Here is a 12,003-nt window from a genome sequence, read left to right on the forward strand (position 1 = left end):
GGCTCGGGGCGGCCACGGTGGAGCCATGCCACTCGCCTCGACCGTCCGGACGGCCGCCCTGGCCCTGCTCTGGGGTTCCGGATTCCTCTGGATCAAACTCGCCCTGAACCACGGCCTGTCCCCCGCCCAGATCACGATCGTCCGCTGCGCCCTGGGCGCCGCCGTCCTGGCCCTGCTGGCCCGCAGAGCCGGCCGGCGCATCCCCCGCTCCCGCGCCCTCTGGGGTCACCTGGCGGTGGCCGCCCTGTTCTGCAACGCCATCCCCTTCGCCCTGTTCGCGTTGGGCGAGCGGTCGGTCGACTCGGGCATCGCGGGCGTCCTGAACGCCACGACTCCGCTGTGGTCCCTGCTCATCGGCCTCACCGTCGGCACCGACCGCGGCCTGTCCCGCACCCGCCTCACCGGCCTCCTGCTGGGCTTCGCCGGTACGGTCCTGATCTTCGCCCCCTGGCAGCGCTCGGGCCTGCTGAGCTGGGGCGCGCTCGCCCTGCTCGGGGCGGCGGCGAGCTACGCGGCGGCGTTCGCGTACATGGCCCGCCATCTCACCGGCCGGGGCGCCCCGTTGGCGGTCTCGGCCGCGCAGCTCCTGACGGCGACGGCGTGGAGCACGCTGGGGCTGCCGTGGGCGGGCCCGGTGGACACGGACCTGACCGGCGTGCTGGCGGTCACCGCCCTCGGTGCCCTGGCGACGGGCGTCACCTTCTACCTCAACTACCGCCTGATAGCCGACGAGGGCGCGACCAGCGCGGCGACGGTCGGCTACCTGCTACCGGTGGTGTCGGTGGCCCTGGGCGCCCTGATCCTGGACGAACACATCGGCCGGCGGGTGGTGACAGGCATGGCGGTCGTGTTGACCGGGGTGGCCTTGACACGCCACCAGCTGGAGCGCCCCGAAGGGGAGCGGGGCCGTATACATCAGCGGCTCCGCCGCGGGGCGCGACCGGCCCCGACGGCGCCGCACCCGAAACACGACCGGACTCCCCCCGGCACAACCCCTCAAGCCCCGTAGAAAAGCTCCTCCACAACCACCCGAGCCCGCCGCGCGGTCCGCCGGTACGCGTCCAGCATGTCCCCCGCGTGCCCGTCCCCGTACCCCAGGTACCGGCCCACCGCGGCCAACTCCCGGCTCTCCGGGGGAAACGTGTCGCCGGCCCGCCCCCGCACCAGCATCACCGCGTTCCGCACCCGGGTGGCCAGTACCCACGCCTCGTCCAGTATCGAGGCCTCCTCGGTCCCCAGCAGCCCCGCCGCGCACGCCGCGGCCAGCGCCTCCCGGGTCCGGGTGGTCCGCAGCCCCGGCTCGGCCCAGCCGTGCCGCAGCTGCAGCAGCTGCACGGTCCACTCGACGTCGGACAGCCCGCCCGGCCCGAGCTTGGTGTGCAGCTTGGGGTCGGCCCCGCGCGGCAGCCGCTCGGACTCCATGCGGGCCTTCAGCCGCCGGATCTCGCGGACCGCGTCCTCGCCGAGCCCCTCCGCCGGATACCGCAGCGGATCGATCAGCTCGATGAACCGGCGCCCCAGCTCCTCGTCCCCGGCGACCGGTTCGGCCCGCAGCAGGGCCTGTGACTCCCACACCAGCGACCACCGGCGGTAGTACGCCTCGTAGGCCTTGAGCGTGCGCACCAGCGGCCCGGACTTGCCCTCGGGCCGCAGGTCGGCGTCGATCAGCAACGGCGGGTCGGCGCTGGGGATCTGGAGCAGCCGCCGCATCTCGGAGACGACCTTGTTCGCCGCGTCGGCGGCCTCCCGCTCGGCCACGCCGTCCCGCGGTTCGTGCACGAACACCACGTCCGCGTCGGAGCCGTAGCCCAGCTCGTGGCCGCCGAACCGGCCCATGCCGATGATCGTGAACCGGGTCGGCAGGGTGTCGCCCCAGCCGTCGCGGACCACCGCCCGCAGCGTCCCGGCCAGGGTCGCCGCCGTGAGGTCGGAGACCGCGCCGCCGACCCGGTCCACCAGGGCGCCCTGGTCGGCCTCGGCGGGATTGGTCTCGGTGCCGTAGGAGTCGACGATGTCGGCCGCGGCCGTACGGAACAGCTCGCGGCGGCGCACGCCACGCGCCGCCCGGACGCCGTCCTCGGCGTTGTACGCGCGGCCGACGGCGGCGAGGATCTCCCTTTCCAGCTGGGCGCGTTCGCGGGGTTCGAGGCCGCCGGAGCGGCCGCCTTCGCGGGCACTGTCGCCGTCGCCGAGCAGGGCGACCGCCTCGGGGGCGCGCATCAGCAGGTCGGGGGCGAGCCGGCCGGCCGACAGCACCCGGGCGAGGTTCTCGGCGGCGGCGCCCTCGTCCCGCAACAGCCGTAGGTACCAGGGGGTCTTGCCGAGGGCGTCGGAGACCTTGCGGAAGTTCAGCAGGCCCGCGTCCGGGTCGGCGGAGTCGGCGAACCAGCCCAGCAGGACGGGCAGCAGGGTGCGCTGGATCGCGGCCTTGCGGGTCACGCCCGAGGCGAGGGCCTCCAGGTGACGCAGGGCGGCCGCCGGGTCCGCGTAGCCGAGCGCCTCCAGGCGTTCCCGGGCCGCCTTCGGACTCAACCTGGCCTCACTGGGGCCGAGTTGGGCGACCGCGTCGAGCAGCGGGCGGTAGAAGAGCTTCTCGTGCAGGCGCCGTACGACACTCGTGTGCCGCTTCCACTCGCGGATCAGCTCGGTCACCGGGTCGGTGCGCAGCCCCAGGGAACGGCCGAGGCGGCGCAGGTCGGCCTGGTCCTCGGGGACCAGGTGGGTGCGGCGCAGCCGGTAGAGCTGGATGCGGTGCTCCATGGAGCGCAGGAAGCGGTAGGCGTCGTCGAGTTGCGTGGCGTCGGCGCGGCCCACGTAGCCGCCGGCGGCGAGGGCCTGGAGGGCGACGAGGGTGGTGCCGGAACGGATGGTGGCGTCGGCCCGTCCGTGCACCAACTGGAGCAGCTGGACGGCGAATTCGACGTCGCGCAGGCCGCCGGGACCGAGCTTCAGCTCGCGGTCGACCTCGGCGACGGGGATGTTCTCCACCACCCGGCGGCGCATCTGCTGCACGTCGGTGACGAAGTTCTCGCGCTCGGCGGCCTTCCAGACCAGCGGTTCGAGGGCGTCGATGTACTCCTGCCCCAGTTCGCGGTCGCCGGCGACCGGGCGGGCCTTGAGCAGGGCCTGGAACTCCCAGGTCTTGGCCCAGCGCTGGTAGTAGGCGAGGTGGCTGCTCAGCGTGCGGACGAGCGGACCGTTGCGGCCCTCGGGCCGGAGGTTGGCGTCGACCGGCCAGATCGAGCCCTCCACCGTGGTCTCGGAGCAGATCCGCATCATGTGCGAGGCGAGCTTGGTGGCGGAGCGCAGGGCCTTGGCCTCGTCGGCGCCGGTGGCGGCCTCGCCGACGAAGATGACGTCGACGTCGGAGACGTAGTTCAGCTCGTGGCCGCCGCACTTGCCCATGGCGATCACGGCGAGCCGGCAGGCGGCGGCGTCCTCGGGCGCGGCGCGCTCGGCGAGGGCGAGGGCCGCGCGCAGGGTGGCGGTGGCGAGGTCGGCGAGCTCGGCGGCGGTCTCGGCGACATCGGTGGTGCCGCACACGTCCCGGGCGGCGATGGACAGCAGGCAGCGCCGGTAGGCGACCCTGAGGCCGACCGGGTCGCCGGCCTCGGCCAGGCCGCGCTCGAACTCCGCCACGCCGGGGTGCAGGTCCCGGGGCTCGTAGGTGACCAGGGCCTCCCAGTCCCGCGGGTGCCGGGCCAGGTGGTCGGCGAGGGCCGCGGAGGCGCCGAGGACGCCCAGCAGGCGGTCCCTCAGCGGCTTGGCCGCTATCAGGGTGTCGAGCAGTTCGCGGTGGGCGGTGGGGCCGGGCTGGGCCTCCAGCAGCCGTACCAGCCCGTGCAGGGCGAGATCCGGGTCGGCGGTGGCACCGAGTGCCTCAAGGAGGACCGGGTCGTCGCGTACGGCCGCCAGCTCGGGGCTGTCCAGCAGGCGCTCGGCCGCCGAGGCATCGGTGAAGCCGTGCCGCAGCAGTCGCGTGAAGGTGCTGCTCCTGCGCCCCGGCGTCATCCGCGGCCTCCCCAGGGATCGAGAACCGGATCAAGGTCGTCCACGCCAGAGCCTAACCGCAGACCCCGGCACGGGCGCCGATGAGTTTCCGGCGGGATCGTGGTCTGTACCGGGTGTGCACCGGCAGGAGAACCGAAGGAGGCATCATGCGCGAACCCGAGGGTGTGCTGGACGCCCGCTACAGCAGCCCCGGCACCCGGGCCCACGACTGGTCCGAGGCGGAGAAGCTGCTCACCGGCGCCGAGCTGTTCTGGCTCACCACGGTACGGCCGGACGGGCGGCCGCATGTCACTCCGCTGCTCGCGGTGTGGCACGACGGCGCCCTGCACTTCAGCACCGGCCCCGGCGAACGCAAGGCGCACAACCTCGCCGGGAACCCGCAGGTCGTCCTGACCACGGGCACCAACAGCTGGGCCCAGGGGTACGACCTGACCGTCGAGGGCGCGGCGGCGCGGGTCACCGACGACGCCCGGCTGCGCGAGCTGGCGGCGGCCTGGGCGGCGAAGTACGGCCCCGCCTGGCACTACGAGGTGGCCGACGGCCACTTCCAGCACGGGCCCGGCCGGGCCCTGGTCTTCGCGGTGCGGCCCAGCAAGGTCCTGGGCTTCGGCAAGGGCGAGCCGTTCAGCCAGACGAAGTGGACCTGGCAGGACCGGGCGGACCGGGCGGACCAGTGAGCAGTCTTCGGAGAAGGGGGCCCGACTGACCCACTGACAGGAGCAGTTCACCCGCTCTTCATCCGTCTGGCCGGGCGCGGTGGGACGGGGGGATTATTGGCGTGTGCATGCTCTGTCCGCACCGCCACCACCCCCGTCTCCCCCCAGCACCGGAGGTTGATGTGTCCGGCAGTTCCGCACGTTCGGCGATGCTGCGCCGCGCCCGTACGACGGTGGCCTCCGCCACCGCCTTCACCGCGGCCGCGATCGGCCTGTGGACCGGGCTCGGCGGCACGTCCGCGCACGCCGCGAGTGCCGTACCGACCCCGGACCACGTGATCGTCGTGGTCTTCGAGAACCACGCCTACAGCCAGGTCATCGGCTCCTCCAGCGCCCCCTACATCAACTCGCTGGCGACCGGCGGCGCCAACCTGACCCAGATGTACGCCGAGACCCACCCGAGCCAGCCCAACTACTTCGCCCTGTTCTCCGGCGCCACCCAGGGCATCACCGACGACAGCTGCTACACCGCGGGCTTCTCCTCCGCGGCGAACCTGGCCTCCGAACAGCTCGCGGCCGGCCGCACCTGGGCCAGCTACAACGAGACCCTGCCCAGCCAGGGCTCGACCACGTGCAGCAGCGGCGACTACGCGCGCAAGCACAACCCGTGGTTCGGCTTCAGCAACGTACCGACGTCGACCGCGAAGACGTTCACCCAGTTCCCCACCGACTACACCACCCTGCCCCAGCTCTCCTTCGTGACCCCCAACCTGTGCAGCGACATGCACGACTGCTCGGTGTCCACCGGTGACACCTGGCTGAAGAACAAGCTCGGGGCGTACGCGACCTGGGCCAAGACCCACAACAGCCTCCTCGTCGTCACCATGGACGAGGACAACCGCCTGGCCGGCAACCGCATCCCGACGGTCCTGTACGGACAGCCGGTCAAGGCGGGGTCGACCTCCTCCACCACCTACAACCACTACGACCTGCTGCGCACCCTGGAGGACGGCCAGGGCCTGAGCGCGCACGCGGGCAACGCGGCCTCGGCCGACGACATCACCGGGATCTGGGCGTCCTGACGTGTATGTAGCGGACAGCCGCGCGAGCACTCCGGCGGCGTCCGCGGAAGGTACCGCCCGGCCGTCATCGGCCGGGCGGTACCGCACCGCGGTCGCTCCCACCGTCCTCGCCCTCGGCACGGTCAGCCTGATCACGGACGTGTCCTCCGAGATGGTGACAGCGGTCCTCCCGCTGTACCTGGTGGCGGGCCTGGGCCTGTCGCCGCTGGGCTTCGGCCTCCTGGACGGCGTCTACAACGGCTTCTCGGCGGTCGTACGCCTGGTCGGCGGCCACCTCGCCGACCGCGGCGGCGGCCGGCACAAGTGGGTGGCGGGCGCGGGCTACGCCCTGTCGGCCCTCTGCAAACCCCTGCTGCTCATCGCCCACACCCTCACCCCCATCGGCCTGGTCCTCGCGGCGGACCGCACCGGCAAGGGCCTGCGCACGGCTCCGCGCGACGCCCTGATCTCCCTCTCCAGCACCCCCGAGACCCGGGGCCGTGCCTTCGGCGTACACCGGGCGATGGACACCGCGGGCGCCCTGCTCGGCCCCCTGGCGGCGTTCCTGATCCTGCGGGCGACGGTGGACGGCTACGACGCGGTGTTCACGGTGAGCTTCTGCGTGGCGGTGGTCGGGGTGTTGATCCTGGTGCTGTTCGTACCGGGTGAACACGCTCGTACGGCCGACGCGGCGGCGCGCCCCACGCTGCGCGCGGCCGTGGGTCTCCTGTCGAATCGGGACCTGCGCCGGATCACCGTCTGCGCCCTGCTCCTCGGCCTCGCCACGGTGAGCGACTCGTTCGTGTACCTGCTGCTGCAACGGCGCCTGGGCGTCCCGGACCGCTGGTTCGCGCTGCTCCCCCTCGGTACGGCGGCCGCGTTCCTCCTCCTGGCCGTCCCCCTGGGCCGGCTGGCGGACCGCTGGGGCCGCTGGCGGGTGTTCCTGGCGGGCCACGGAGCCCTGTTGCTGACGTACGCCTCGCTGCTCACGTCCTGGCACGGCACGGCACTGCCGTACGTGGTCCTCGCCCTGCACGGCACGTTCTACGCGGCGACCGACGGGGTCCTGATGGCGGCCGCGTCGGACAGCGTGCCGGAGGCGCTGCGCTCGTCGGGCCTGGCGCTGGTCCAGACGGGCCAGGCGGGGGCACGTTTCGCCTGCTCACTGACGTTCGGGGCGGCCTGGACGCTGTGGGGCGACCGTACCGCGCTGAGCGTGTCGGCGGTGGCCCTGGCGGTGTGCGCCGCGTACGCCCTGACCCTCCGACCCTTCCGGAAGGCTGCCGTATGACCCTGAGGTCCCGCGTCCTGATCCTCGTCGCGGCCCTGGCCGTGCTGGGGGCGATAGCCCTGGCCTCCGTCCTGCACGCCTCGGCGCGGGCGGAGCGCCGCGACCAGACCCAGGCGGGCGGCCCCAAGGTCACCGCGGGGACGGTCGCCCTGACCACCCCCGGTCGCATGATCTTCCGCAACATGGCCTGGGGCCCGCACCGGGACGAACTGACCACGACCCCGGCGACCGACCCGGCCGGCCCACGCACTGCTTCCGGCGTGAAATGCCTGCGCTTCTACGCCGCTTCAGGCACGGGCGTATGCCTCCGGGCCGTCCACGGCCCGGTCTCGGACACCTACCGCGCGTTGATCCTGGACGCGAAGCTGCGCACGCGCGCCCACTACGACGTCCCGGGCATCCCGTCCCGCGCCCGGGTCTCCCCCACCGGCCACTACGCGGCCTGGACGGCGTTCGTGGGCGGCGACTCGTACGCGGGCACGAACTTCTCCACGCGTACGGCGATCGTCGACACCCGCACCGGCGCGCTGATCTCGTCCCTGGAGGCGTTCCGGATCGTCAAGGACGGCCGTTCCTACCAGTCCGCGGACGTCAACTTCTGGGGTGTGACCTTCGCTTCGGACGACAACACCTTCTACGCGACGCTGGCGACGAAGGGCACCACGTACCTCGTGCGCGGCGACCTCCGCACCCGCACGGTGACCACGCTCCACCCGAACGTCGAGTGCCCGTCCCTCTCCCCCGACGGCACGCGCATCGCCTACAAGAAGCGCGTGCAGGGCCTCCCCAAGGACGCCCCCTGGCGCCTGTACGTCCTGAACCTGCGGACGATGCGCGAAACGCCGCTGGCGGAGACACGAAGCGTGGACGACCAGGCGGTCTGGAAGGACGCCCGTACGGTCGTGTACGCGCTGCCGGGCGACTATGGGGCGGACCTGTACGAGGTACCGGCGGACGGATCGGGAAAGCCGCGGCGGATCAGCGTCTCGGCGGTGTCACCGGCGTACGTCGGTCCGTAGCCGCCCCGGGTGAATGTGGGGTCCCCTCCCAGGCGGTTGCGACTCGAACGCGTCCGCCGTGGGGAGGCACTTCCCATGCCTGTGATCTTCTTCGACATCGGGGCGACCCTGGCGGAACCCCGACTGAACCCCGACGGCTCCCTGACGCTCCGTCCCCTGCCGCGTGTCCTCGCCGTGCTCGACGACCTCGGCGAGGTGCGCAAGGGCATCATCTCCAACCCCGGGACCCACGAGGGTGACGCCGAACGGGTGGCGGCCGCGCTGCACGAGGCGTTCCCGGGCCGCTTCACCGACGTGACCCTCGTGCACTGGGGCGCGAAGGACAGCCGCGCCCTCTTCGACCGGGCCGTCGCGAGCGCCGGTGGAACGGCCGACGACTGTGTCTTCGTGGGCGAGGACGCCCGCGAGCGCGCGTTCGCGCGGGATGCGGGGATGCGTACGGCGGCCCACCCGGTGTTCACCCGGGCCGCCACGGAGGACCGTCCGGTGCTCCGGGCCCGGATCGAGTCGCCCGCCGGCCCGGACGGCCCGGAGCTGGCTGCGGCCGTGGACGCGACCGAGGCCGTCGTCGTGGAGGTCGTCTCCGAGCGGCTCGCGCTCGCCATGGTGACCGCGCGGGGCACCGACGCGCTGCGGCGGGCGGGGTTCACGGTAGACCTGCGCGGGCCGGTGGACACCACCGGTGACGGCGTGCCGGCCGGCGAGGAGCCGGACGTGCTCGGCGGTGCGGAGCCGGACGGGGACGCCGAGCGGGTCGCGGCCGAGAAGTTCGTCAACGACCTGCTGGCGCGCGGCGAGGCGGTGTTCGAGGGCGAGGAGCCGACGACGCGTACGACGCATGTCATCAGGCGCGAGGACGACGGGCGGCTGACCGCCCGCCGTCTGCGCTTCTTCAGCTGACGCCGAAGCTCTCCCGGTGGATCAGTCGAAGCAGCGCCGGACCAGGGCGAGGCCCTCGCCGGTCGAGCTCCGGGCGATCTCGTGGGTCTTGATCCGCGACGGGCTGTTGTCGACGAACGCCGAGGCGGTGCGGTGCTCCTCCGGGACGTCGACGCGGCCGCGCCGGAAGAGGTCCTCGAGGAACGACGTGGCGACCCGGTCGGGGTCGGCGGCCCGCAGTGAGCCGCCGGCGGGGTCGGAGGCCGCGATGCCGAACCGTCGTCCCTCCGCCGGGGCGGACAGGGTGATCGGCTGGTTCAGGCCGTACATGGTCCCCTGGACGGTGACGGGCATCAGCCCCTCCTCGTCACCGCCGCCTGGGGTCGCCTCGGCCATGCCGACGCCCCTGCGCGACACCTCCGACTCGGTGATCGACGTGGCGGCCTCCAGGGAGAGGATGCCGTGCCGGACGAACGCCGAGCGCAGGAACGGGCCGTAGCGGCCGCCGTTGCGGCGCTGGTCGGCGGCGATCATGTGGCCGGCGACCTGCGCGTAGTAGGCGGACACGACGGGCGCGGCGACGACGGCGTCCACCAGCAGCTGCCCGGCGATCTCGGCCGCGAGGCCCAGACCGGCCTGGTCCTGCAGGTCCTGCTGCCGGAAGATCCCCGCGACGCATTTCAGGAAGGCGCCGCTGAACACCCGGGAGAACGAGTGCGGCTCGCTGGACAGCGTGTTCGCGGGGCCGCTCGGCGGCAGCAGCACCGGGTCGCGGTAGAAGAAGCTGTTCGACATGTTCCGCAGGCAGTCGGGGTCGACCGCGCTCGGGTGGCCCTGGCGGATGGCCCAGCCCAGTTGCTCGGCCATCCGGGACACCCGCGAGGAGACTTCGAGGTCGCCCTGGGTCTCGGCCAGGACGGAGGTGCGCAGCGACTCCTGCCGAAGTGCCGACACCAGCGCGCTGATGTCGCCGAACGCCTCGTGCAGGGCGGCCGCCTCCGCGCTCGACGCGCTGAACAGCTGGGGGCGCAGCGCGTCGAGGACCGCGTGTCCGGCCTCGTGCCTGACGACGTCGCCGCTCTCGCACGCGGCGACGGTGATCCCGGCCACCGTGCGGCGGAAGAACCACAGGCCCTTGCGGTCGTAGAAGGCGTTGAGGTCGTTCCCGGCGTCGAGGTGGGCGGTGAGGGCGCGGCCGACCGTCGGGTACCAGTGCGTGCCGGTCGGCACGAGCGGGCCCCAGGTCTGGCAGGCGCTGCTGAGCGCGTCGGCCGCCACCCAGTAGCGGAACGCCTCGGTGCCCGGTCCCGCACTGTCCGGCTGCGGCGCGGTCTCGGCGATGGCGGCGGGGAAGGGCTGGGTGTCGAGCTGGGGAACGGCATGCGGCACGGGCATGTTGACGTGCCCGAAGGATCCGGGGTCCTCCTCGTACACCAGGATCGTCGGGATCGTGGATTGCTGTTGCTGCACCGTCACGGTGCCTCCCTGAAGGCGGGAATGGATCACGGTTGCTGGAATCCCCCACAGGGAAACTGGCCAAAAGTCCCTCGTGTTCAGTACGAGGCCCCGGCAACCCGCTGTCAATTCGAACATCCCGGCCCGAACCCGCCGAACGGGTGACTGCCCCCGTGGCCGCGAGCGCACACGGGGGCAGTCGCATCGACTCGGGCCAGGGCGGCGACCCGCCTTACAGCGCCGGGGCGACCCGCCCTTACAGCACCGGCAGGTTCTTCCGCAGTTCGAACGCGGTGACCTCGGAGCGCTACTCCTCCCACTCCTGGCGCTTGTTGCGGAGGAAGTGACGCCGGCCCGGACCGGCGAAGTCAGTGCGGCCCGAGGGCCCTCATGCCGCCGTTAGCGCCGCCAGGGCGCGGTCCATCGCGTCGTTGAATTCTTCCGGCGTCAGCGGCAGCCGGGACTTGACGTCCCGACTCCACTGGTCGGCGAGGACCTCGGCGGAGCCCGCCTCGACACCGTCGAGCGCCGCGTCGGCCAGGTCCGACGGCGCGATCTTGGCCACGGGCCAGCCCGCGGCCATGTCGGTGTCGGCCAGGCCGAGGTGCACCGCTGTCACGAGCGTGCCCTGCTCGGCGAGTTCCAGGCGGACGCCGTTGGTCATGGCCCAGGCGGCGGCCTTGGCCAGGTGGTAGGCGTTGGCGCCCTTGCCCCCGAACCATGACATGGCGGAGAGGACGTTGACGATCGCGCCCCCGCCGTTCCTGGCGAGCGCCGGCGTGAACTCCCGGATCATTCCCAGGTGGCCGAACACGTTGGTCTCCAGTTCGTGCCGTACCGCGTCCAGCGAACCGGTCACCAGGTCGGTCCCCGTCTGGATCCCCGCGTTGTTGATGAGCAGCGAGACGTCCGGGGCGGCCTCGGCTGCGGCCCTCACGGATGCGGGATCGGTGATGTCGAGGGGCAGCGCCTCGACCCCGGGCAGGTCCACGGTCTCCGGTCGGCGGGCCGTCGCGTAGACCTTGCGGGCGCCCCGTTCGAGCAGGCGCTGGGCGAAGGCGCGGCCCAGGCCGCGGTTGGCTCCGGTGACAAGGGCGACTGAGTTGTTGATGTCCATGCCCGGTACGCTAAAACCTGACGTTGACGTCAGAGGCAAGTGCTGGTCCTCAGGGCCGGGGTGAGAGGAATCACCATGACCGTCACAGAGGCCGCGGCCGAGCGGCTGGTCCGCATCGGCGAGGTGGCGCGGGGTGCCGGCGTCTCGGTACGCGCCGTGCGCTACTACGAGCAGCAGGGGCTGCTCATCGCGGAGCGCAGCCCATCCGGCCAGCGCCTCTACCGGCAGGATGCCGTCCCCCTGGTCCGTTTCTTCCAGCAGATGTTCGCCGCCGGCCTGACCAGCCGAAGGATCGAGGAACTCCTTCCGTGCTGGGTCGCCGGGCACACCGACGCCGAGCAACGAGCCATGCTGCGCGCCGAGCGGGACCGCATCCAGGCCAAGGTCGACGACCTGCAGGCTGCCCTGGACCGCCTCGACGAGGTCATCGCGATCACGGACACGCACCCGTAGGCGCGGTCGGTCGGACGTCGCACCAGCGATCCACGGCTGGAGTATCAGGCGTTCCCTGGCA

General features: G+C 72.7%; 10 protein-coding genes and 1 pseudogene. 7 read left to right on the top strand and 4 right to left on the bottom strand.

Annotated features, from left to right (window positions below; genetic code table 11):
• The first annotated feature begins 25 nt into the window (after positions 1-25).
• Positions 26-1,009 (top strand): DMT family transporter, encoded by a 984-nt coding sequence (locus ACZ4N4_RS02555; protein ID WP_467583535.1) that lies wholly within the window; start codon positions 26-28, stop codon positions 1,007-1,009.
• Here the strand turns inward: ACZ4N4_RS02555 and ACZ4N4_RS02560 are convergent.
• A complete protein-coding gene (locus ACZ4N4_RS02560; protein ID WP_453575125.1) occupies positions 997-4,011 on the bottom strand; it encodes a bifunctional [glutamine synthetase] adenylyltransferase/[glutamine synthetase]-adenylyl-L-tyrosine phosphorylase in 3,015 nt (1,004 codons plus the stop codon). The genes ACZ4N4_RS02555 and ACZ4N4_RS02560 overlap by 13 nt on opposite strands.
• Before the next feature lie 146 nt (positions 4,012-4,157).
• Here ACZ4N4_RS02560 and ACZ4N4_RS02565 point away from each other — a divergent pair, with 146 nt between their 5' ends.
• The 5 genes from ACZ4N4_RS02565 (at position 4,158) to ACZ4N4_RS02585 (ending at position 8,938) form a co-directional block, all read left to right on the top strand.
• Positions 4,158-4,688: a pyridoxamine 5'-phosphate oxidase family protein gene (locus ACZ4N4_RS02565; RefSeq protein WP_467583537.1), complete on the top strand. Its 531-nt coding sequence runs from the start codon at positions 4,158-4,160 to the stop codon at positions 4,686-4,688.
• Positions 4,689-4,876: 188 nt separating this feature from the next.
• Positions 4,877-5,749 carry an alkaline phosphatase family protein gene (locus tag ACZ4N4_RS02570; RefSeq protein WP_360493729.1) on the top strand — a complete coding sequence of 291 codons (873 nt, stop codon included), beginning with the start codon at positions 4,877-4,879 and terminating at the stop codon, positions 5,747-5,749.
• 1 nt (position 5,750) lies between these two features.
• Positions 5,751-7,019, top strand: coding sequence for an MFS transporter (locus ACZ4N4_RS02575; RefSeq protein WP_467583540.1), 1,269 nt, complete (start codon positions 5,751-5,753; stop codon positions 7,017-7,019).
• Positions 7,016-8,038: a TolB family protein gene (locus ACZ4N4_RS02580; protein WP_467583543.1), complete on the top strand. Its 1,023-nt coding sequence runs from the start codon at positions 7,016-7,018 to the stop codon at positions 8,036-8,038. The genes ACZ4N4_RS02575 and ACZ4N4_RS02580 overlap by 4 nt, the downstream gene beginning before the upstream one ends.
• A gap of 75 nt (positions 8,039-8,113) precedes the next feature.
• Positions 8,114-8,938: an HAD family hydrolase gene (locus ACZ4N4_RS02585; protein ID WP_467583546.1), complete on the top strand. Its 825-nt coding sequence runs from the start codon at positions 8,114-8,116 to the stop codon at positions 8,936-8,938.
• Positions 8,939-8,959: 21 nt separating this feature from the next.
• Here the strand turns inward: ACZ4N4_RS02585 and ACZ4N4_RS02590 are convergent, their stop codons facing one another.
• The 3 genes and pseudogenes from ACZ4N4_RS02590 to ACZ4N4_RS02600 form a co-directional block, all read right to left on the bottom strand.
• Positions 8,960-10,393, bottom strand: coding sequence for a gluzincin family metallopeptidase (locus ACZ4N4_RS02590; RefSeq protein WP_467583549.1), 1,434 nt, complete (start codon positions 10,391-10,393; stop codon positions 8,960-8,962).
• A 235-nt stretch (positions 10,394-10,628) separates the two neighbouring features.
• A pseudogene (locus ACZ4N4_RS02595) lies at positions 10,629-10,715 on the bottom strand (glutamine synthetase); the annotation flags it as partial.
• Between the two features lie 45 nt (positions 10,716-10,760).
• The gene (locus ACZ4N4_RS02600; protein ID WP_467583551.1) at positions 10,761-11,489 is read right to left on the bottom strand and encodes an SDR family oxidoreductase; all 729 of its coding nucleotides are present in this window, start codon (positions 11,487-11,489) and stop codon (positions 10,761-10,763) included.
• Positions 11,490-11,564: 75 nt separating this feature from the next.
• Between ACZ4N4_RS02600 and ACZ4N4_RS02605 the strand changes: the two genes are divergently transcribed.
• Positions 11,565-11,942 (top strand): MerR family DNA-binding transcriptional regulator, encoded by a 378-nt coding sequence (locus ACZ4N4_RS02605; RefSeq protein WP_467583554.1) that lies wholly within the window; start codon positions 11,565-11,567, stop codon positions 11,940-11,942.
• Positions 11,943-12,003 lie beyond the last annotated feature (61 nt).

The organism is Streptomyces sp. NPDC026538 (genome assembly GCF_055567535.1).